The organism is Paenibacillus sp. 11B (assembly GCF_030487755.1).
In the GTDB taxonomy this organism is placed as follows: domain Bacteria; phylum Bacillota; class Bacilli; order Paenibacillales; family Paenibacillaceae; genus Paenibacillus; species Paenibacillus vandeheii.
The window spans coordinates 61,233-83,062 of the sequence record NZ_JAUKNS010000002.1 but is presented as its reverse complement, the minus strand read 5'-3'; the positions used below and the strand labels follow the sequence as shown (position 1 = coordinate 83,062).

18 protein-coding genes are annotated in these 21,830 nt (G+C 45.8%); 14 read left to right on the top strand and 4 right to left on the bottom strand.

The window, feature by feature from the left end:
- The first annotated feature begins 96 nt into the window (after positions 1 to 96).
- The 6 genes from Q0V21_RS08920 to poxB all read left to right on the top strand — a co-directional run bounded on the left by Q0V21_RS08920 (position 97) and on the right by poxB (position 5,300).
- Entirely contained in the window at positions 97 to 1,164 is a 1,068-nt protein-coding gene (locus Q0V21_RS08920) for an NAD(P)-dependent alcohol dehydrogenase (protein WP_301878508.1), read from the top strand.
- Positions 1,165 to 1,382: 218 nt separating this feature from the next.
- Positions 1,383 to 1,598 carry an HPr family phosphocarrier protein gene (locus Q0V21_RS08915; protein ID WP_301878507.1) on the top strand — a complete coding sequence of 72 codons (216 nt, stop codon included), beginning with the start codon at positions 1,383 to 1,385 and terminating at the stop codon, positions 1,596 to 1,598.
- 144 nt (positions 1,599 to 1,742) lie between these two features.
- Positions 1,743 to 1,994, top strand: coding sequence for a type B 50S ribosomal protein L31 (locus Q0V21_RS08910; RefSeq protein ID WP_024631957.1), 252 nt, complete (start codon positions 1,743 to 1,745; stop codon positions 1,992 to 1,994).
- Between the two features lie 160 nt (positions 1,995 to 2,154).
- Positions 2,155 to 2,460, top strand: coding sequence for a Dabb family protein (locus Q0V21_RS08905; RefSeq protein WP_301878506.1), 306 nt, complete (start codon positions 2,155 to 2,157; stop codon positions 2,458 to 2,460).
- Between the two features lie 123 nt (positions 2,461 to 2,583).
- Entirely contained in the window at positions 2,584 to 3,345 is a 762-nt protein-coding gene (locus Q0V21_RS08900) for an SDR family NAD(P)-dependent oxidoreductase (RefSeq protein ID WP_301878505.1), read from the top strand.
- A 227-nt stretch (positions 3,346 to 3,572) separates the two neighbouring features.
- Positions 3,573 to 5,300: a ubiquinone-dependent pyruvate dehydrogenase gene (gene poxB, locus Q0V21_RS08895; protein ID WP_301878504.1), complete on the top strand. Its 1,728-nt coding sequence runs from the start codon at positions 3,573 to 3,575 to the stop codon at positions 5,298 to 5,300.
- A 151-nt stretch (positions 5,301 to 5,451) separates the two neighbouring features.
- Here the strand turns inward: poxB and Q0V21_RS08890 are convergent, their stop codons facing one another.
- The 4 genes from Q0V21_RS08890 to Q0V21_RS08875 form a co-directional block, all read right to left on the bottom strand.
- The gene (locus tag Q0V21_RS08890; RefSeq protein WP_301878503.1) at positions 5,452 to 6,633 is read right to left on the bottom strand and encodes an MFS transporter; all 1,182 of its coding nucleotides are present in this window, start codon (positions 6,631 to 6,633) and stop codon (positions 5,452 to 5,454) included.
- A gap of 253 nt (positions 6,634 to 6,886) precedes the next feature.
- Positions 6,887 to 7,168 carry an ArsR/SmtB family transcription factor gene (locus Q0V21_RS08885; protein WP_024631952.1) on the bottom strand — a complete coding sequence of 94 codons (282 nt, stop codon included), beginning with the start codon at positions 7,166 to 7,168 and terminating at the stop codon, positions 6,887 to 6,889.
- A 173-nt stretch (positions 7,169 to 7,341) separates the two neighbouring features.
- Positions 7,342 to 7,686 carry a hypothetical protein gene (locus tag Q0V21_RS08880; RefSeq protein WP_079344691.1) on the bottom strand — a complete coding sequence of 115 codons (345 nt, stop codon included), beginning with the start codon at positions 7,684 to 7,686 and terminating at the stop codon, positions 7,342 to 7,344.
- 39 nt (positions 7,687 to 7,725) lie between these two features.
- A complete protein-coding gene (locus tag Q0V21_RS08875) occupies positions 7,726 to 8,913 on the bottom strand; it encodes a cytochrome P450 family protein (RefSeq protein WP_301878502.1) in 1,188 nt (395 codons plus the stop codon).
- A 318-nt stretch (positions 8,914 to 9,231) separates the two neighbouring features.
- On the opposite strand from Q0V21_RS08875, the gene Q0V21_RS08870 reads away from it, so the two are divergent.
- The 8 genes from Q0V21_RS08870 to Q0V21_RS08835 all read left to right on the top strand — a co-directional run bounded on the left by Q0V21_RS08870 (position 9,232) and on the right by Q0V21_RS08835 (position 21,651).
- On the top strand, positions 9,232 to 11,745 hold the full coding sequence (locus tag Q0V21_RS08870) for a WG repeat-containing protein (protein WP_301878501.1): 2,514 nt from the start codon (positions 9,232 to 9,234) through the stop codon (positions 11,743 to 11,745).
- 247 nt (positions 11,746 to 11,992) lie between these two features.
- Entirely contained in the window at positions 11,993 to 12,391 is a 399-nt protein-coding gene (locus Q0V21_RS08865; RefSeq protein ID WP_443145764.1) for an RDD family protein, read from the top strand.
- Positions 12,392 to 12,711: 320 nt separating this feature from the next.
- Complete coding sequence (locus Q0V21_RS08860) at positions 12,712 to 14,337, top strand: extracellular solute-binding protein (protein ID WP_301878500.1); 1,626 nt, start codon at positions 12,712 to 12,714, stop codon at positions 14,335 to 14,337.
- A 56-nt stretch (positions 14,338 to 14,393) separates the two neighbouring features.
- Entirely contained in the window at positions 14,394 to 15,317 is a 924-nt protein-coding gene (locus Q0V21_RS08855; RefSeq protein ID WP_024631937.1) for an ABC transporter permease, read from the top strand.
- 10 nt (positions 15,318 to 15,327) lie between these two features.
- Entirely contained in the window at positions 15,328 to 16,209 is an 882-nt protein-coding gene (locus Q0V21_RS08850; RefSeq protein ID WP_024631936.1) for a carbohydrate ABC transporter permease, read from the top strand.
- Positions 16,210 to 16,279: 70 nt separating this feature from the next.
- A complete protein-coding gene (locus tag Q0V21_RS08845) occupies positions 16,280 to 17,371 on the top strand; it encodes a glycoside hydrolase family 88 protein (protein ID WP_483312372.1) in 1,092 nt (363 codons plus the stop codon).
- Positions 17,372 to 17,681: 310 nt separating this feature from the next.
- On the top strand, positions 17,682 to 19,982 hold the full coding sequence (locus Q0V21_RS08840) for a helix-turn-helix domain-containing protein (protein ID WP_301878497.1): 2,301 nt from the start codon (positions 17,682 to 17,684) through the stop codon (positions 19,980 to 19,982).
- A gap of 19 nt (positions 19,983 to 20,001) precedes the next feature.
- On the top strand, positions 20,002 to 21,651 hold the full coding sequence (locus Q0V21_RS08835) for an extracellular solute-binding protein (protein WP_079344705.1): 1,650 nt from the start codon (positions 20,002 to 20,004) through the stop codon (positions 21,649 to 21,651).
- The last annotated feature ends 179 nt before the right edge of the window (positions 21,652 to 21,830 follow it).

Sequence of the window (21,830 nt, the reverse complement as noted above, 5' to 3'; positions counted from 1 at the left end):
AACGACAAGACAGAACAAATCTGAGGAAGTGGAGCGTTCACCTTTATCACCTTCGGAGGAAGAACAACGTTGGCATACACGAGAAGGAGGGAACATATGGGACATCATCAATTACCAGAAACCATGAAGGCTGCTGTCATGACAGAGCCTGGGCACATCATTATCGAAGAACAGGCTGTACCCCAGCCAGCTGAAGACGAGGTGCTCATTCAGGTGATGGCCGTTGGCATCTGCGGATCGGATGTGCATTATTTTGAACATGGCAGAATTGGTCGATTTGTGGTTGAGAAACCGATTATACTTGGACATGAATGTGCAGGGATTGTTGCGGCGGTTGGCTCGAACGTGTCACGGCTCAAAACGGGAGATCGGGTAGCGATTGAGCCTGGGGTAACCTGCGGACGATGTACGGCATGTAAAGAAGGCCGTTATAACCTGTGTCCCGATGTGCAATTTCTGGCGACACCTCCGGTGGATGGGGCTTTTGTGCAATACATGACCATACGTGAAGATATGGTTTTCCCCATCCCGGATCATCTGTCTTTTGAAGAGGCTGCAATGAACGAACCTTTCTCGGTGGGCATTCATGCGGCAAGACGTAGTAAACTCGCTCCGGGAACCACGCTTGCCATTATGGGCATGGGACCAGTGGGATTGATGGCTGTTGCAGCTGCCAAATCGTTTGGTGTGGAACGCATCATCGTCACAGATTTGGAGGAAGTGAGGCTGGAAGCCGCTCGTCGTATGGGCGTCACTCATACCATTAATGTGCGGAACGAGGATGCACTGGCAGTGATCCGTGAGTTAACGAACGGTGTCGGTGTAGATACGGCGTGGGAAACTGCGGGTAATCCGAAAGCGCTTCAGTCTGCATTGTATTCTCTCCGCCGAGGAGGCAGGCTTGCTATTGTAGGACTGCCTGCACAGGATGAGATTGCTCTGAATGTTCCTTTTATTGCGGACAATGAGGTGGATATATACGGAATCTTCCGTTATGCCAACACCTATCCTGCAGGAATTGAGTTTCTGAGCTCAGGCCAGCATGATGTACTGTCCCTGATTACTGATCGTTATTCCCTTGAGGAGACACAACAAGCCATGGAACGGGCATTGCACAACAAGAGTGGCAGTCTGAAAGTAATGGTGTATCCGAACGGAAAATGAATTCATTCGACGGAACCCTGATGTTCAGGGTTCCTTTTTTTGTATTTTTCGCTATAAAAGGATTAAATAAGCTTCCATAACGTGGTATAATGCTTGAAGATTTTAACATATAAAATCATACACACTCATTTTGTTGAATAGCAACTTAGCGAAAGGAACTGAAGGTTGTGAGAACACATGAATTTAGGATTCACTCTGATTTCCACCGGGATGATCTGATGTCTGTATCTTCTCAAGCGTCGCGTTTTTCCTCGGATATTTCATTGTCATTTATGGATGCAAATCATGAGCATCGTGTAGATGTCAAAAGCCTGCTCGGAATGGCGCTTCTTCCCATTCGACACGGCAGTGTGGTGAGATTGCAGACACGGGGAAGAGATGAACTTGAAGCGTTGGAATATATGCTGAACGTGCTGGAAAAGGGCTTAACTTGAAGTCTAAAACCTGTGCAAATTGCAGTGAATTGTAAAATATTTATCGTTTGTTCAATTCCGACTGGTACTTCGTCCAAAAAAAGAGTATAATAAAATTTAGTTCTATTCTAAGAAGTACCCATATTAAAGGAGTGTAAATAGATTATGCCAAAAGCTGACATCCATCCAAAGACACAAACAGTAATTTTCTTCGATGCAAGTGCTGATTACAAATTCCTGAGTTCTTCGACTAAGTTCTCGAACGAAACTATGGAATGGGAAGATGGTAACTCTTACCCAGTAATCCGTGTGGACACTAGTTCCGCATCCCACCCATTCTTCACAGGTAAACAAAGAAACGTGGACATCGGTGGTCGTGTTGATCGCTTTAACCGTAAATACAACATCAAAAACTAGTCTGTCCATAGATTGCGAAGAAACCTCGGGGACTTGTCCTCGGGGTTTCTTTGTGTCTTGACAAGGATAAATAAAAAATTGCATACAATTATTGCGCTTACATATCAAACGGAGGTACACTAGGAAACAGAGTGAGATCATACATTAGGAGGAAATAGAGATGAGCAGCATCAATCATATGGTAACGTTTACACTTTACGCAGGCAAAGATACACCTGAAGCAGAGGCATTTCTGAACGAAAGTACGGATGCCCTAGCGAAAATTCCAGGTGTGGAGCAATTTCAGGTCCTGCGTCAGGTGAGCGAAAAAAATGAGTTTGACTACAGTTTTTCAATGGTATTTGCAGATCAGGCTGCGTATGATGCATATAATGTTCACCCGGTTCATCGCAAATATGTAGAAGAACGGTGGGAAAAGGAAGTTAGTCGCTTCCAGGAAATCGATCTCGTTCAGCACGGCAAATAACATGAACCTCGAAAGCGTTTTCCGTTTTGATGCTATCGAGCGTTAATCTATTTTATAATCCTTCTTGCTTTATCACTAAATTTCGTTACTACACATGTAGCTCAGAGGAGGGAAACTGTCCCTATGAAATTGGATCTTACAGGTAAAACGGCGCTGGTGACTGGAGCAACTGGTCAATTAGGAAGGGTCATCGCTCGTACGTTGGCAGACTGTGGTGCAAATCTGGCGCTGCATTACATAAATAATGAAACGAAGGCCAGGGAGCTTCAAGGTGAGATTGAAGCCATCGGTCGGAAAACGGTCATTATTCAGGGTGATATCACGAAGCAAGATACGGTATTTCGGATGCGTGATGAAATTCAATCCAGCCTCGGAGATGTAGATATCGTGGTTGCCAATGCGGTCATTCAATATGCCTGGACAACAGTGCTGGAACAATCACCGGACGATTATATAAGCCAGTTCGAATCATGCGTGATGCAAAGTGTATATCTTGCCAAAGCTTTCATTCCGGCTATGAAGGAAGCCAGAGCTGGTCGATTCATTGGTATTAATACGGAATGTGCGATGCAGAATTTTGCTACCCAGTCTGCATATACGGCGGGTAAACGCGGAATGGACGGTTTGTACCGTGTGCTGGCAAAAGAGGTAGGCGAGCATCAGATTACGGTCAACCAAGTTGCGCCTGGATGGACAATCAGTGAACGTGACCGCAACAGTGAGCCAGGACATGATGAGGGGTATATTCAAACGGTGCCGTTGAAACGTAGGGGAGAAGATCAGGAAATTGCCAATGCGGTAGCATTTCTGGCATCCGACCTGTCCTCTTTTATCACTGGGGCCTATATCCCGGTCAGTGGCGGCAATGTGATGCCTGCTATTTAATTGTGAATTTATTGATGTAAATCAATTCAAAAGTATGAATGAACAGCATTATAAACTATCGTGTAACCATGATCCGTTTGTCAGTTCCATGACAAGCGGATTTTTGTATATATCCATAAATACATATGATTTTGTTTCTAATTTCAAAAAATTGGGGTAAAAGAATAGGTAGTTTAACGCGGTGGAAACATAATTCAAAATAAGCGAATAAAGGAGACCGACCTTTCATGAAAAAAACAATTGCAGACGTTCTGGTCGAAGCATTATTGAACGCAGGCATCAAACGCATCTATGGTATCGTTGGAGACTCCTTGAATGCGGTACTGGATTCCATCCGTCGCTCGGGTAAAATTGAATGGATTCATGTCCGCCATGAAGAAGTGGCTGCTTTTGCGGCCGGGGCAGATGCCCAAGTGAGTGGAAGTATCGCAGTATGTGCGGGCAGTAGCGGACCGGGAAACATGCACTTGATAAACGGTCTGTACGATTGTCATCGGAACCGTGTACCAGTACTTGCCATCGCTGCTCATATTCCTAGTGATGAGATTGGGAGTGAGTATTTTCAAGCGACTCATCCAGAGTATTTATTTCAGGAATGCAGTCATTATTGTGAGGTCATTACAACGGCCAAACAGATGCCGCGTTCCTTTACGATGGCGATGCAGACCGCAGTTGCGCGTTCTGGCGTTTCCGTCATTATATTGCCAGGGGACGTAGCGGCCCTGGAAGCGGCTGATCTGCCAGTGCCAGAGCATGTATACCATCCCACCCATCCGGTTGTACATCCTTCCGAACCTGAATTGCGGAAACTGGCGGAGTTTTTGAATCAAGGTAAAAAAATTACGTTGCTGTGCGGGGCAGGCTGCGCTGGTGCGCGTGAACCTCTCATGCAGCTCTGTGATCGCTTGAAATCCCCAATGGTTATTGCGCTGCGAGGCAAGGAGTATCTGGAGTACGATAATCCGTATTCGGTAGGCCTTACGGGACTAATCGGTTACTCATCCGGTTATCATGCCATGATGGACTGTGATGTGCTCTTGATGCTGGGAACAGATTTTCCATACCGTCAATTCTTCCCGGAGGATGCAGTCGTACTTCAAGTAGATATTCAGTCTTCACACCTTGGTCGCCGTACGAAGCTGGATTACGGCGTGTGCGGCGATGTGAAGGCTACCATTGAAATGTTATTGCCCTATCTGACGGAAGAGCACAGCGACAAACATTTGCATAAAAGCGTGGAACGTTACGAAAAAGTTCGTAAAGAACTGGATGAGCTTGCTGTTGGGAAACCCGGAAAAATGCCAATTCATCCCCAATACTTAACCAAGGTCATTAGCGATGCTGCCGCCGAGAACGCGATCTTCACCTGCGATGTAGGTACACCTACCGTATGGGCAGCTCGTTATATTGAAATGAGCCGCAAGCGCCGATTGCTGGGTTCATTCAGTCATGGCACCATGGCGAATGCTCTACCACAAGCGATTGGAGCACAGGTGTCTGATCCGGGGAGACAAGTCATATCCTTGTCCGGTGATGGCGGCATTGCTATGCTGATGGGTGATCTTTTGACTCTTAAACAGCATAATCTCCCTATTAAAGTTGTCGTGTTTAACAACGGAGCACTGGGTTTTGTTGAACTGGAGATGAAAGCTGCCGGATTGCTTGAGTCCGGTACCGAGCTTGTGAATCCGAACTTTGCTATTGTAGCCCAAGCGATGGGTCTGGAAGGAATACGGGTTGAAGATCCGGCAGATCTGGAAGGGGCTTTAGAGCGTGCATTGCTGCATGATGGTCCTGTTCTGATTGATGTTGTGGTGAATCGACAGGAGCTGTCCCTGCCTCCGAAGATTAATATCAAACAGGCCGAGGGCTTCACCTTATGGATGATGAAGGCAGTATTGAATGGACGTGGCGATGAGCTGATTGAGTTGGCAAAGACCAATTTGCTCAGATAAGACTTACGTTCGCCTTAGTCTTGACACAGCACCGTTTCGAACCGTACACCTAAAGCATCCATCAGACTGAATAAGAAAGAGAGGCTTACTGTAAAGTCACAGTGCCTCTCTTTTTGCATTTGATGATTTGTATTGTTGAGCTTACGCTCCATCATGCCACATGGGATGATTCGGTCTGAGGCGTAGTGGCAACTCCCGGACGGTAGGCAAGAATGATAATAATCATGGCAATGACCACCCCTAAAGCTCCAATCCAGGTGATGGATGACAATGAAACAGCACTGACGGCAATTCCTCCAATACCGGCACCGGCAGCCATCGCGAGTTGCATAACCGAACTGTTCAGACTCAGCATAATCCCGGACGATTCCGGAGCCATCGTCACCAGATTATATTGCTGTGTTGGACCGGAAGACCAGGCGGAAAAGGACCACAGAATCAATACAATGAAGACGGCCGCACCCGAATGAGCTGTGACATTCAGCATAAGCAGACTTATGACATGCAGGGCCATACCCATGAGGAGTGTTCTTTTTACTCCCATACGATCGGCGCTATATCCTCCGGATTTGGAACCAATCAGACTTGCGATACCAAAAGCCAGCAAAGCGGAACTTAATAATGCTTCACTCATGCCCGCAATAGATACCAGGTAAGGTGAAATGTAAGTATACGCAATGGAATAGCCTCCTAACCAGAAAAAGCTGACAAGCAGCGCCAAGCCGATACGAGGTTGCTTAAGAAGGGATAATTGTTTTTTCAAAGGAACCGGTGCTTCGCCTTCAGATGGCGGGATCGTAATGGCAATAACAATCATGGCAATGACACCCAGAATCGCGATACCTGCAAAAACAAGTTTCCAGTCCCAAGCTGTAGCAACCATTCTTCCCAGAGGAACTCCCACGATCAAGGAAGCGGTAAATCCGGTAATAACCGTTGCGATAGAGCTGGCCTGTTTACCCACAGCCGCTATTTTGGCCGCGATCGTCAAGGATGTAACAACAACCACCCCGGCTCCCAGAGCCATTAAGACTCGTGCGGCGATGAACAGTCCGTATCCAGGGAGCAAGAAGGCCAAGACGTTACCTATGACAAATAGTCCAAGGAAGTAGAGCAGCAGTTTGCGTCGGTCCATACGGGATGTTAAGGCAATTATGATGGGCGTACCGAGCGCGTAAACGAGTGAAAAGATCGTAATCAGCTGTCCCGCAGCAATTAATGATATATTCATGGTGTCAGAGATCCTGTCCAGAATACCAGCAATGACATATTCGGAGGTCCCTACAAGAAAGCTGACCAAGGCGAGAACATAGATTTTCCATGTGTTAGACATGAGCATATAACCTCTTTCTGTTTGTTATTATTATATTTTTAGAAATATAGAAATAAAGACGAGAGAACGGGATAACAATATTATGAATGAACCGATGAGACATGGTTGAGCAGTTAAACCATCTAATGTACTGGGTGTTTTGGCAAAAGGATAGTTATGCAACTACGATGAGTCTTTGCATTCCAATGTGCCAGGACGAGTGTTTAATTGTTGATTTCATATTTCTAGTATTATAGAAATAACGGACAAAAATTTACCTATCCAACAGATAAGGAGCGAATCTCTGGACAGTTTCTGTATTCAGGCTGTAATAAATATACGTGCCTTTCTTTTGTGACGTCAACAAACCACAATCGGATAGCTGCTTCAGGTGATGAGATAGAGTGGAGAGCGCTACCGTTACAAGCCTATTTTCCAAATCAGCTGGACACAGGTTGCTTTCACCCGAAAGGATCTGAATAATTTTATATCGCGTTTGTTCGCCCAAAGCTTTATGAATTTTGACGGCCTGTTCATCAATCGTATTGGATTGCATCAAAATCGTTCCTTTCGTCTTTATTTCTTATTTTTATAAATATTGAAATAACTTTATCATGTCTTTTGAAAAAAGTAAACTCCCTACGAAGAAGATCGTTACTTTCAGTCGAAAATGAATCAACTGAAGCAAAAACCTTTGCAGGGAGTTGGAAAGTCGATTCAAACTCACTCTTATTGTCGTTCGAGTGACTCGACGTATTCTTTGGCATCTTTCAGTGATAGGTTTCTGGCTTCACGAGCCTTTTTGATTGCAATGATTTTCTTGCCCTGTTGTGCAAGTGCCTGCAGCTCCCTATCAAGTTCAGTCAGATCAGCCTGTGACGGTGGAGGTGGAGATACATTCACTGAAGAAGCGTTATGACTAAGAGGGAAGTGTGCAGTACTACCTGCTCCATTCTCCAGGCGCTCTACATCCCTCTTCAGTTCATTCAGCTGGGTCTGCAAGCTGATGACACGAACCAATAAGATGAGAATAAGAATTAAAAAAACGACTAAAACAATGGTGTTTATTTCCATGCAGCCAGGTGCCTCGCTTTCCTTACTCCAAATACATTTCTATTTAAGCTGTACCGGGATTTCCTTAACACCGCGAACAATCATGCCAGGTCTCCATTCAAGTTCATTCACATCCGCCTGAAGCTGCATATCGGGAAAACGGCGAATTAGAGTGTTGATAGCAATCTCACCTTCGAGTCGCGCGAGAGGGGCTCCCAGACAGAGATGAATGCCTTTGCCAAATGCCAAATGGGCGCTCTTCTCACGAGTGATGTCAAACACATCCGCATCCTTAAATTTCGCTTCATCTCGATTGGCCGAATCCAGCGCTACAATAACAAGTTCACCTTTAGCTATGTGATGTCCATGAAATTCAATGTCCTCGGATGCCCAGCGGGACGTGCTGAATTCAACCGGACCGTTATAACGCAGCATTTCTTCAACAGCGTTATGGATCAACTCAGGCCGATTAATCAGCAGCTCGCGTTGTTCCGGGTGCTCCAGAAGGGCAAGTATACCATTGCCGATCAGATTAACGGTTGTTTCATGTCCGGCAATGATGAGCAGCGCGACTACACCAAGTAGTTCCTTTTCAGTGAGCTGCTCTCCTGATTCTTCTGCCACAACAAGCTGACTGATCAGATCGTCGCCCGGCTGCTCACGTACTTTGGCAAACCAGGCATTCAGGTAATCAATGAACTCTTTGGCATGCTTCTCAAACACTTCGGAATTCTCGTCGCTTGTCGCGTCGATGATGGAATTGGACCACAGACGGAATTTGTCCTGATCTTCAAGAGGAACACCGAGAATTTCGCTGATGACAATAATCGGTAACGGAAAAGCGAACTCATCAATCAGATTCATCTTGTCCTGGGAATTAAGATTATCCAGAAGATCGTCGGCAATATCCTGAATATGGCTTCTCATGCCTTCAATCAGCCTGGGAGTGAATGCCTTCTGTACAAGTCCACGCAACCGACGATGATCGGGCGGATCAGAAAAAAGCATGTTATGCACAAAAATGTTATCTTGATCCGGCCCATAACGTTTAATGACATCCTTGCTGAAGCGATTGTCTTTCAACACCTCGACCGCATCCTCATATCGGGTAATAATCCAACCGAAATCACCATGAGGGAACAGGACTCTGTGAATGGGATCATTCTGTCGCAGTTTTTTATATACCGGATAAGGATTTTGTGTAAATTCTCGGGTGAAGAATTCAGGCTGTGAAGTATCATTAACCATTGGTTGATCCCCTCTCATCAAAGACTCGTAATGTTACGAATCTTATCTAAGGGAGTATATGTTCATTCCAGTGGCTTCATACGAAAAGCCTGCACCATCTATATATTCAATATTATGGCGATTGAAACCTTGTTTTTGACTAACAAATATGGTACGAAAAGCTTCATAATTAATTGGAGTAGCGTTTAGGGCAAGGATTAGATTCAATATACGGATCGTTTAATAATCCACAGGGCCATATTCGTTCAGATGTCATATCCCCGCTTATGATGCATACCCATACCAGTAGGCGAATGCTGTCTTGAGGAGGAAACAGGCATGTCCATGAGCGAACCTCTGTTAACACAAATTGTTAATCAACATATCCCGGCTGACGCGACTGTCGTCACCATTGATAAACCGGTCCAACATCCGGCCATTTATGCTTCAGATTTAACCGGAGACGGAATGCCGGAGATTGCTGCTGTATATGAGCAGGGCGGAGAATTAATGCTGCTTGTTCTGAAATTTTACCAAGGTCGCTGGATCAAGATGTCTTTGACTAAAGGCTTGGGGTATGGCGTTACCTTGCTGACAGCGGCATCTGTGACATCTACGGCGAGAAATAATCTCATTGTCGGCTGGCAGATCGGTGCGATCTGGTCGAAGCTTGCTGTATACGATTGGACGGAAATGGGACTGAAAGATTTAGCGCCAGAAGATTTGTATTACAGCCATGTGGAAATCATTGATATGCCCGGTCCCCACGGCAGAGATGGAAAAGTGGAGATTGCACTCTGGATTCATGATACAGGTGAAGCTTATCGGGTCGAGATCATCCGCTGGCAGAATGGGAGATGGGTTCAAGCAACAGATGTATACCCGTATTACTTTCCTAAGGTCGTGAAGTATTACGAACAATTGGCAGAGCAGCATCCAGATTATACTTTCTATTGGTACTATCTTGCGGACGCTCAGTATAAAGCCGGATTATTTACTGCTGCACTCGTTTCTGTCCAAAAAGCGCTACGTTTCAATGACCCATACCCTTCACGGGAAGCTCTGCTTGAGCTGGAAAAGAAGATTAGACAAGCGGTGGGCACAGAGGGTCATGCACGTGAAACGACATGGCTATTTCCGATATCGGTCAGAACAACAACAGGAACCCGGTGGGGTTATATGGATGCCCAAGGTCGTATTCGACTTGAACCGATCCTTGACGATGCCCAAGACTTTCAACAAAATGGCCTGGCTGTCGTAGTAAAAAACGGGAAGACAGGCATCATCAATCTTAGCGGCCAATTCGTTGTTCAACCTGTATACGATTCCATTAATTCTTTTGCAGAAGGTCGGGCCATTGTTATTGACTCTCAAGGGTTCAAGATGATTGATGAACAGGGTAATGTGCTGACCAAACGGGCATATCCGTTTATTGCCGATGTGAAGGATGGCCGAGCGCTGTTTTACCTTTCAGACAGCAGTCAGCCAGGTGGGGAAGTCAGTCGTTACGGTTTTTTGGACACAGCTGGAAATGAGGTCATTCGGGCGCAGTTCGCTTCAGCGAACGATTTTCAGGATGGCAAGGCCGTTGTGCAGATCAAGGATAATGAATATGCGTTAATCAATCGGAATGGTCAGCGACTGGCGACGTACCCGTATGCCTATGTGGGACCTCTGGGTGACGGATTACTTCCTTTTCAGAAAGAAACATCGGGTAAATACGGTTATATTGACGAAAGTGGTCATGTCCGAATTCAGCCTAGCTTCACCTCGGCTTTACCGTTTAATGGTGGATACGCTATTGTGAATACAGCGGAGGACTACAACTCCAGCTATGGCGTTATTAATACACAGGGCACATTTACCATCCAATCCGGCTACAATGATATTCGCGATCTGGGAGAACATCGTCTGGCATTGGGGCAAGCTATTGATCCCAAACAGTCTTTTATGGGTTCGGTCTATGCAATTGCGGATGTCAGCGGTAGAAGGCTTTCGGATTTTGTATATACGGATGTATCGAATTACAAAGGAGGGCTGGCTTCAGCCACGAATGGAACGCAAACGTTCTTTTTGGATCTAAGCGGGCGACCTGCAACGGGATATCCCCGTGTTGAAGGCTCGGGCACACTTGAAGTGGTAGCTCCGGATTTGATCAAGGCGTATGTCGACCAGCGTGTTTCCTATGTAAACCGGGCCGGGCAGATCATCTGGCGGCAAAATACAATCGTTCCGCTTCACCCGCCATATCGTGTACGCGAAGAGAAATATAAGCCCAACCCCGATTACCTTGTGTATTATCCGCAATTGGAAGGGTTAACGGATCAAGCAGTTCAGCTTGCAGTCAACGCCAAGTTAAAGGCACTATCCCAAGTGAAGCCCATCCCTGCGAATCAGAAGCTGGATTACACGTATACAGGGGATTTTGATATTACATTTTATCAGCAGCAATTGCTTCAACTCAAACTCACGGGTTATAACTACCCGGCTGGTGCAGCACATGGTATGCCTACGATGATCTATGCGATTATTAATCTGAGTAGCGGTCAGATGTATGAGCTCAAGGATTTATTTAAGCCAAACAGTGACTATGTGAAGGTACTCAGCAAAATTATAGGCGATCAGATCAAAAATGACCCGCAATACTCTTATGTTTTTCCGGACACGTATGAGGGAATTAGCCCGGATCAGCCGTTTTTTGTCTCACGTGATGCATTGCATGTGTATTTCAGACCTTATGAAATCGCTCCTTACGTGGCGGGATTTCCGACATTTACGATTCCTTTTGCCCAAATCAAGGATATCATTAATACAGAGGGCTCATTCTGGAAAGCTTTTCACGAGCAACCGTAACCTTCCCATTCCACGTATTGCCGAGGCCATATGTTCAATATGGTCTCTTTCTGTAACCTAATACATATGAAAAGTGTTTAGATATGGAAAGGAATTTGATTGTGTTTTGTTGGGCTATATAGTAAATTTTTCTGTTATACTCTCCGTATATGTACATACATATGTTGAGTTAGAACAAATGAATGAAAGGAGTTAGGAATAACGTATTTTTTAGTCTTTTTAGTAAAGAAAGTTTGGAGGAAACATTTTGTATAAAGCAGGTTTTTGGATAAGGCTGGGTGCCAGTATTCTGGATGCTATTATTATTGCATTGCCGTTAATGGTTTTCGCAGGGCTCATTACAGGAAACTTTGATAGTGATGAACCTATAGCCAAAATATTAAGTGCATTGTATTCCATTTTATTGCCCGTTTTCTGGTACGGTAGAACGATAGGAAAGCGGATTTGCGGAATTCGAATTCGAAAATATGATACACAGGAGCCTCCGGGAATCGGAACGATGCTGATGCGTGTAGTTGTTGCTGGGCTGGTATACGCAATCACATTTGGCATTGGTTTCATTATAAGTGTCTTCATGGTGGCCATTCGCGAGGACAAACGTGCACTACACGATTTTATCGCAGGCACAGAAGTCGTTTGGGATTGAAAATGAGAAGGCGAGCCCTGGCGCAATATATTCGTTATGTTCCAATCCACTCATATTCACCCACGTTACAGACTATGAACCTTGTTCATGGTCTGTTTTTTTGTGATGTCAGAAGTACAGTCACAACCCTGCGCCAACACAGTAATTTCAAGACATTACAGATGAGTACATAGAGAATTCGTCTATCGTTTTGGCTAAATGATCAGTTCCTTCTGACGAAATCAACATGACATTTGATCTTTTGCGAATATCGCTTCAATGGCCCCTCCCTTAATCTGAGGTAGAGCACAGACATTCCCAAAAGGTGGAGGATAAGGTCCATGAGAAGAAAAGTGTTATCTACGAGTTTGATGATCCTGTTATTAGGTGCAACGATCCTGGGGTGTTCGTCCGGAGACAGTACAGCGGGCGATACCGATAAAGGGACACCGAGCGGATCAACGGAAGCAACTACCTATCCAATTCAAACGGATAAGACGCTTACGTATTGGGGTGAAATTAACGGAAACCTGATTGGGGTCAAAAATTCGCACAGCGAAATTCCATTCTTTCAAAAATGGCAGGAAAAAACCGGCGTGCCACTCAAATTCACGGCACCTCCGACAGGTCAGGTCAGAGAATCCTTTAACGTGATGCTGGCGTCCGGGGATTTGCCAGACATGCTGGAGTACAACTTCATCGGAGATTTCCCCGGTGGACCGGAGAAAGCCATCAACGATGGTTACATTCTCAAGCTGAACGATCTGATTGACCAGTATGCGCCAAATCTGAAGAAATATCTGCAGGAGAATCCGGACATCGACAAGATGGTCAAAACGGACAGTGGCAGCTACTATGTATTCCCGTTCGTTCGGGGAGACGAGTATCTTCGTGTCTTCCAGGGTCCAATCATTCGTAAGGATTGGCTGGATGAGCTGGGACTGCCCGTTCCGGAAACGATTGATGAGTGGACAACGACTCTGAGAGCTTTTAAAGAGAAAAAAGGCGCCGCCGCTCCATTCTCTGTTGTAAGTAAGCCACGTTTCTTTAATGATTCCGGTAATGGTGCTTTCCTTGGCGCCTTCGGTGTAAACCGCGGATTCTATCAGGAAGATGGACAGGTCAAATTTGGCCCGTCAGAAGAGGGATTCAAAGAATACTTGACGTTATTCCAGGAATGGTACAAAGAAGGGCTGATCGATAAAAACATCTCAACAGCGGATACCAAATCGGTTGACGGCAACCTCGCTTCGGGTGCGACTGGCGCCAGTGTTGGCAACGCAGGTGGGGGTATCGGCAAATGGCAGCCGCTCGTAGAAGCAAATGATCCGGATGCCGTTCTGGTCGCTGCGCCATATCCGGTGCTTAACAAAGGCGACATTCCAAAATTCGGGCAGCTCAACCAGGGTTATGCCTCGGAAGGTACTGTTGCCATCACTACGGCAGCCAAGGACCCGGAACTTGCCGTTCGCATGCTGGATTATGGCTATAGTGAGGAAGGGCACATGTTCTTTAACTTTGGGGAAGAAGGCGTCAGTTACAACATGGAAGATGGTTATCCGAAGTTTACGGATTTGTTATTGAAGAATCCGGATAAACTTGCTCCGGCACAAGCAATTTCACTATATGCCCGCAGCAGTTATAACGGTCCGTTCGTTCAAGACAAACGTTATGCTGAGCAGTTCTTTGCATTGCAGACCCAGCGTGATGCCATTGATGTATGGAAGAATACGCAGGCTGCAAAATATAATCTGCCTTCAATCACACCTACACCTGAAGAGAGCTCCGAATACGCGACCATCATGAATGATATCAACACGCTCGTCGATGAGATGACGATCAAGATCATTCTGGGTAACGAATCGGTGGATCAATTTGAGAGCTATGTTGCGAAGATGAAGTCGTTACATCTGGATCGAGCTATCGAAATCCAGACAGCAGCACTCGAACGCTACAACAATCGGTAATTGTAAAAGGGGAGGGCTCTGGCCCTCCCGATTGAAAAGAGGTGAAAAGGTACATCATGAGCAATCGTCAATCCTTCAGAAGCCGGTTCGTTCGGGACTTCATGATGAACAAGTATTTGTATATCATGATGATTCCCGTTATTGGATATTATTTAATATTTCATTACGGTCCGATGTACGGTGCAATTATTGCCTTTAAAGACTATTCTCCGATGAAGGGTATTTTGGGGAGTGATTGGGTTGGGCTGAAGCACTTTGAAGAGTTTTTTAACAGTTACTATTTCTTGCGGGTTCTTAAGAATACCCTGCTCATCAGTTTGTACACGCTGCTCTTTGAATTCCCTGCACCGATCATTCTGGCGCTGCTCATCAATGAAGTACGTAAGCGCACGTTCAAGCGGGTTGTTCAAACAATAACGTATATGCCTTATTTCATCTCTCTTGTTGTCATATGCGGTATTATTACAGATTTCACGAACGCGGATGGTTTAATCAACCGTCTCATCATGATGCTCGGATATGACGGTCAGGCGATGCTGCAAAAGCCGGAGTTGTTCCGTCCGATCTATGTCCTTTCTGAAATATGGCAGCGGATCGGTTGGGAATCGATTATCTATATCGCTGCATTAATGAGCATCGATCTGGAACAGTATGAAGCGGCGAAGATAGACGGTGCGAGCCGTCTCAAGCAAATGTTCCACATTACACTGCCGGGATTACTGCCTATTATTACAATCATGTTCATTCTCCGGATGGGGAATATGCTGAATGTCGGGTTTGAGAAGATCATTCTCCTCTACAATCCGGTAACCTATGAAACGGCAGATGTGATCTCTTCCTTCGTGTATCGAAAGGGATTGCTGGAATTCGGATGGAGTTACAGCTCGGCAGTCGGTCTATTCAACTCAGTCATCAATCTCGTTCTTCTGATTTCGGCGAACTATATCAGCCGCAGAGTGAGTCAAAACAGCTTATGGTGAGGTGGTAACTTTGATTAAGGAAAGCGGTTGGTTTGACCGAATCTTTACGATCTTGAATTATACATTTCTAATCCTGCTTGTTATCGTCACCTTGTATCCACTACTTTACGTGTTATTCGCATCCTTAAGCGACTCGGCGCAGCTGTTAGCGAACAAGGGCCTTCTTTGGAAGCCCGTAGGGTTCAGTCTGGAAGCTTACAAGAGTGTACTTGCCAATCCAGGGATAGCCACAGGTTTCCGTAATACCTTGTTTATTCTCGTGTTTGGCGTCATCGTCAACCTGTTCATGACAGCGCTTGGTGCGTACGTGCTATCACGTAAAAACGTGATGTGGAACAAGGTGTTCATGTTCTTTATCGTGTTCACGATGTTCTTTGGCGGCGGGTTGATTCCGCTGTATCTGGTTGTCAAAGGCGTTGGCCTGTTAGATACGCTGTGGTCGACCATTCTGCCTTTTGCCATCAGTACATTTAACCTGATCATCATGCGAACATCATTTATGGGTATTCCGGACAGCCTGGAAGAATCGGCCAAGATTGATGGAGCCAATCACTTTACCATTTTGTTCCGTATTATTATCCCGTTGTCCATGCCCGTCATTGCCGTAATGATTCTGTATTACGCGGTAGATAAGTGGAACGGGTGGTTCTATGCATCGGTGTTTATCAAAAGCCGTGAGCTGTTCCCGCTGCAATTGGTGCTGCGTGAGATTCTGATTGCCAATTCCACGGAGAGCATGTCCGCAGGTGCCTCGGCCGGGGATCGCTTTCAGATTGGGGAAACCATCAAGTATGCAACGATTATGGTAGCAACGATACCGATCCTGTGCATCTATCCGTTTTTGCAGCGCTTTTTCGTGAAAGGTGTCATGGTTGGTTCATTGAAAGGTTAAACCGAAGAATTGAAAAAACGGTAAGGAGGTATGACGTTACATGAACGTATTAAATGAACTGGACAAGGACATGTGGGATCAGATCAAGAGCAAAGCCGACCAGATGCTTGCAGCTATAGGTGACAAGTCTCCACATGTCGCAGGTACGAATGGCATTTATGACGACATGAGGATCGATTGGTGGACCTCGGGATTCTGGCCGGGTATATTATGGATTGTGTACGATATGACGGGTGATGAGAAATATAAAGAGGCTGCATGGAATTGGGATGAACGGCTATCGGAACGGTTTCTCGAAAATAACTACTTCGACCACGATGTGGGCTTTCATTTCCTACCCACGGCCGTCATCAAATACAAGCTCACCGGAGATGCCGATGCAGCTAGACGTGCCTTATTTGCTGCCAACTTCCTGGCTGGACGCTTCAATACCAAAGGCAGCTTTATCCGGGCCTGGAATGGAGACATGTTGGGCTGGTCAATTATCGACACGATGATGAATCTGTCCTTACTCTTCTGGGCATCGGAGGAGAGTGGAGATCCCCGTTTCAGCCATATCGCCAAAGCTCATGCGGATATGGTCATGAAGCATTTTGTCCGGGAAGATGGTTCTGTACATCATATCGTTTCATTTGGTCCCGAGACAGGTGAACGGGCAGAAGCGATAGGGGGACAGGGAGCAGGGCCAGATTCGGCTTGGAGTCGTGGAGCTGCGTGGGCTTTATATGGATTAACGAATACGTATCGTTATACAGAAGACCCGGCATATCTGGATGCTGCACAGCGTGTGGCGAACTTCTTCATTGCCAACTTGCCTGAGGATAGCGTTCCACATTGGGATTTCCGGGCAGAGCCCGAAGAAGGAGAAGAGATTCCACGGGACAGCTCCGCGGGTGCCATTGCTGCTTCCGGATTGCTTGAGCTTGCAGGTGTACTCACTGATCCTGAAGGCAGGCTTTATGCTTCCGTTGCCAAACGTATCCTGAATTCCCTGCGGGATCATTATGGAACATGGGATCTTCCTGAGCACGAAGGCATGCTTCTGGAGGGAACCGGTCATAAACCGGCAGGTCAGAACGTGAATGTCTCTCTCATTTACGGTGACTATTTCTTCGTGGAGGCCAGCGCCAAATTAAACGGATGGAAGCATCGCATTTTCTAAAAATGCTCTAAGAATATTCAAAAAAAACATTCTCATCTATTTAAAAATTAAATGAAATACATTGACGTTTTGATACCGAATGCCCGATAGACGAAAGCTGTCTATACGGGCTATTTGTGCTTGATTTGACGCGGGAAATCGCTGCTTGCTCACCTTATTGTCAATTGAATTGAACTTTTTATCTATATCCGAATCGTGCTCTTGCCGTTATAATAAATTCCTGATCCAAACATCGATAATCTACGAAGAGTTAGGTGATGAGTTGTTGCTAAACATTCGATATTTGTGGCAAAAACGAGAAAGTATAATCGTGACCTGGCTTGTCTCCTACAGTGCTGTTTTAATAGTACCCATTCTGATCAGCCTGGTTATTTACATGCAAGCCAATGAGACACTCAAGGGTGAAATACATCGGGCGAACGATTCTTTATTGAAGCAAATGCGTTATACGATCGATACACAAGTTGATCTCATGAAGCGGTTAAACATGGAGATGACGTGGAGTCCGAACCTGCAAACGCTGATGTATTCCAATCAGCCAGCCAAGGAGGCGCCATATACGGCTTATCAGCTGGTGAAGGAACTTCGTCTCTACAAAACATCCTACGCATCCATCGATGAATTTTACGTCGTGTGGAAAAAAGACCAGTCCATTCTCCGTTCAGGTAATATTCGGGATATGCGGACGGCATTTCATACCCTACATAACACAGGTGCAATGTCTTTTGAAGCGTGGCGGGATCAGATCCTGGGTGCAGAAACGAATCAATTCGTCATTCTGCCGCATCAGAATGCAGGTCCGGCGGAGTCTGCCATTGCGTACATTACACGTCTGCCTGATGATTTGAATGGTCAGGAGACGGGTACAGTTGTGGTCATGGCCGATACGCGAAGATTCCAGGAAGCGATTGAGAGCATTTCGGGTTTTAGTGATGCAACACTGCTGATCCTGAACCAGAATAATGAGATTCTGATGAGCAATCGTCCCGGATCGGAGGAATTGAAGCCATTCATGAATGGCAATCAGGTTCAGTTGGATAACGCCAAGGTAGGCAAATCAGAGATGTTTTACATGGACTCCGCGGTATCCGATCTGAAGTACGCATTAATTATTCCTAGCAGCCTGTATTGGGAAAAGGCAGTGTATGTCCGCAATTTTACGTATATTAGTATCGTGGTGAGTCTCATTAGTGCGGGTGTACTGACCTGGTTCTTCATGCGCCGGAATTACTCTCCAATCCAGCAGCTCGTGGAATCACTACAAGACAAAACTACGCAGAACGAACCTGCTGATCGGAACGAACTAAGGTTTATTCAGAAGGTCATTATGAACACACGATCAGAAAAGAATGAGATTGCCCAGCAGCTGCAGAAACATCAGCAGGTGCTGCGCTCGAATATGATTAACCGGCTTCTGAAAGGCAAACAGGACACACTCGTTCCCTACGAAGATGCATTCCGTTCTTTCCATATGCCGCTGTATTCAAGTGAGTTTGCCGTAATCCTGTTTGTCATCGAAAATGAAGAGAATCTCTATGGAAAGCTGCCGGGCATTGATATCAATGAACGAAACAAGTTAATCCATCTCATTATTTCCAACGTTGTTGAGGAACTGACTTCAGAGCGTCAGCACGCCGGATATGTAGCGGAAGTCGATGATATGATGGTCTGCCTTGTAAATATGAAAGCGGATTCTTCGGACTGGAATCAGGATCTTCATCACATTGCGGCAGAAGCACAACGCTTTCTGGAACGCTATGATATGGAACTGACGATCTCCATCAGCGGACGCCATACGTCGTGGATTGGTATCGCCGAAGCATATCAGGAAGCAGTGGACGCGATGGAATATAAAATGGTGCTTGGCAAGAAAGGCATCATTACCTATGGGGATGTACGCAGCGATGCAATGGCGGATGACCCATTTGGCTATTACTATCCGCTTCAAGTAGAACAGCAGCTTCTTAATTTTATCAAAGCTGGAGATACCGACCAAGCCAGCGCTTATATGAATGAGATTACAGCGCGGAATTTTGATAAACCGATTATGTCGCTCACACTCGCTCGTTGCCTGATTTTCAACTTGGTAGGTACGATGATAAAAGCCATCAATGATCTGGGGGACAGGAATAGCAACACGTTAACCCATTATCCGCACCGGATTGATGACATTATTGCCGGGGATACCATCCAGGAGATGCAGGAGGCTTTGCAAACCTTGTTAGAGGAGGTATGTGCCTATGCCGCTGATAAGCGCGCAACGAATGTATCACAAGAACGTGAGGATTCCCTGCGTCATCTCAGTACCCAGGTTACACAGTATATTGAGAGTAACTATACGGACGTGAATTTGAACGTCAACGCCATTGGTGAGCATTTTGAACTGAAGGGCAGTTATTTGTCCAAACTCTTCAAGAATCAGACCGGTGAGGGTCTGCTGGACTGTATTCATAAATGCCGTATCCGACAGGCCAAAGAAATGATGGAGCATAAACATGAATCCATTACAGAAATATCCCGATTGGTCGGGTATAATGATGCAGCCACTTTCATCCGGGTATTCAAGAAATACGAAGGCATTACGCCTGGTAAATATAAAGAAATCAGTTGATTTGAAAGGAGACCGGAATATGAATGTAAAGTGGAAATTGGCATTCATAGCAAAGGTGGCAGGACTACTCCTGCTGCTCGGCATGCTGACTGCTTGCGATCAGAACGGGACAGATTCGGATGCCAAGATGAATGACCGATCCGATGCTTCAGCATCTCGGACCATTTCTACTACAGCTTTCGACACCGATGGGAGATTAACCTACTGGGCAGAACTGAATGGCAATGCAGCAAGCATCAAATCCAGTTTCAATGATGTTCCTTTTTTTCAGGAATGGCAGCGAAGAACCGGGGTCAACCTTCAATTCATCCGGCCTCCCGCCAATCAGGCCAAAGAAGCGATTAATGTGCTGCTTACGTCCGGAGAGCTGCCGGATATGATCGAATATGAGTGGAGTAATTATCCCGGTGGACCGGAGAAAGCGATCAAAGACGGATACATTCTGCGATTAAACGATATTATTGATCAACATGCACCTCATCTGAAGCAGTACCTGAGTGAGCATCCGGACATTGATATGCAGATTCGCACAGCCAGTGGAAGTTATTACGCATTTCCCTTTATTCAGGGACAAGACAAGCTGCGAACCTATCAAGGGCCGATTATCCGAAAGGACTGGCTGGATGAGCTCGGTCTTGATGTACCAACCACGATCGACGAATGGCATACGATGCTGCAGGCATTTAAGGATAAAAAGGGAGCTGACGCTCCGCTCACTTTCCTCGGTGTTCCGAATCCGTTGTTTGGTATCGAAGGCGGCGGTTTTATTGGCGCTTTTGGCATAAAAAAAGGATTCTTCTTGGAAGATGGCCACATTAAGTTTGGGGCACAGGAACCTGAATATAAGGCGTTTCTAGCCTTGTTTCGTGAATGGTATGCGGAAGGACTCATTGACAAGAATCTGGCTGCCGTCGATTCGGAGACTCAGGATACCAACATGACAACAGGACGCAGTGGCGCGAGCATCTGGAATGCAGGTGCGGGGATCGGTACATGGCTGCCCATTTTGCAGGAGACGGATCCCCATGCACAGCTTGTACCAGCGCCATATCCTGTCATGAACAAAGGAGATCGCCCTAAATTCGGTCAGCTCGCTCCGGCTATCGGCTCCAGTGGAGTCGCCATATCCAGCAACAGTCGTCATGTGGAGGAAGCAGCACGCATGCTGGATTATGGGTATGGGCCTGAAGGGCATTTGCTGTTCAATTTTGGAATAGAAGGTGTTAGCTTTGAGATGAAAGACGGGTATCCGACGTATACGGATACTATTCTGAAAAACCCTGATAAGTGGTCGCCGGCGCAAGCCCTTGCGATGTATACCAGAGCAAGTTATTTTGGTCCATTTGTGCAGGATACGCGATATATGGAACAATATTATATTTTGCCGGAACAGAAAGAGGCGGTGCAGCTATGGTCCAACACGGATGCTGTGCTCCATCAGGTGCCAACCCTGCCCAAGACCGAGAAAGAAAGCACGGAGTTGTCAGTAATCATGCAGGAAGTGAACAAGGTGGTGGATGAGATGTCACTTAAAATTATTTTTGGCATGGAGCCGGTGGATTCCTTTGATATGTATGTCGAGCAAATCAAATCGTTGCAGATTGAACGTGCGATTGAGATTCAACAGCAGGCTTTAGAACGATATAATCGTGCAGTGTCCTCAAAATAAATCCTTATATTGTATAAAATAGGCATAGGAATGTCGTTTTTGTTCATGTAATTTCGTTTCCTCGTACTCTACAATCGGTTATGACATGCTGAGAAGGCATGCACATGACTCTTGCTTGAGCAGGATCGGAGGTGACTACAGGATTTCTTGAAACCGCTCACATACTCTGAAATCCAGAA

Excerpts from the sequence above, each read along its gene's own strand:
- Q0V21_RS08920 (WP_301878508.1), top strand. The coding sequence starts at position 97 with ATGGGACATCATCAATTACCAGAAACCATGAAGGCTGCTGTCATGACA.
- Q0V21_RS08915 (WP_301878507.1), top strand. The coding sequence starts at position 1,383 with ATGTCTGTATCTTCTCAAGCGTCGCGTTTTTCCTCGGATATTTCATTG.
- Q0V21_RS08910 (WP_024631957.1), top strand. The coding sequence starts at position 1,743 with ATGCCAAAAGCTGACATCCATCCAAAGACACAAACAGTAATTTTCTTC.
- Q0V21_RS08905 (WP_301878506.1), top strand. The coding sequence starts at position 2,155 with ATGAGCAGCATCAATCATATGGTAACGTTTACACTTTACGCAGGCAAA.
- Q0V21_RS08900 (WP_301878505.1), top strand. The coding sequence starts at position 2,584 with ATGAAATTGGATCTTACAGGTAAAACGGCGCTGGTGACTGGAGCAACT.
- poxB (WP_301878504.1), top strand. The coding sequence starts at position 3,573 with ATGAAAAAAACAATTGCAGACGTTCTGGTCGAAGCATTATTGAACGCA.
- Q0V21_RS08890 (WP_301878503.1), bottom strand. The coding sequence starts at position 6,633 with ATGTCTAACACATGGAAAATCTATGTTCTCGCCTTGGTCAGCTTTCTT.
- Q0V21_RS08885 (WP_024631952.1), bottom strand. The coding sequence starts at position 7,168 with ATGCAATCCAATACGATTGATGAACAGGCCGTCAAAATTCATAAAGCT.
- Q0V21_RS08880 (WP_079344691.1), bottom strand. The coding sequence starts at position 7,686 with ATGGAAATAAACACCATTGTTTTAGTCGTTTTTTTAATTCTTATTCTC.
- Q0V21_RS08875 (WP_301878502.1), bottom strand. The coding sequence starts at position 8,913 with ATGGTTAATGATACTTCACAGCCTGAATTCTTCACCCGAGAATTTACA.
- Q0V21_RS08870 (WP_301878501.1), top strand. The coding sequence starts at position 9,232 with ATGTCCATGAGCGAACCTCTGTTAACACAAATTGTTAATCAACATATC.
- Q0V21_RS08860 (WP_301878500.1), top strand. The coding sequence starts at position 12,712 with ATGAGAAGAAAAGTGTTATCTACGAGTTTGATGATCCTGTTATTAGGT.
- Q0V21_RS08855 (WP_024631937.1), top strand. The coding sequence starts at position 14,394 with ATGAGCAATCGTCAATCCTTCAGAAGCCGGTTCGTTCGGGACTTCATG.
- Q0V21_RS08845 (WP_483312372.1), top strand. The coding sequence starts at position 16,280 with ATGTGGGATCAGATCAAGAGCAAAGCCGACCAGATGCTTGCAGCTATA.
- Q0V21_RS08835 (WP_079344705.1), top strand. The coding sequence starts at position 20,002 with ATGAATGTAAAGTGGAAATTGGCATTCATAGCAAAGGTGGCAGGACTA.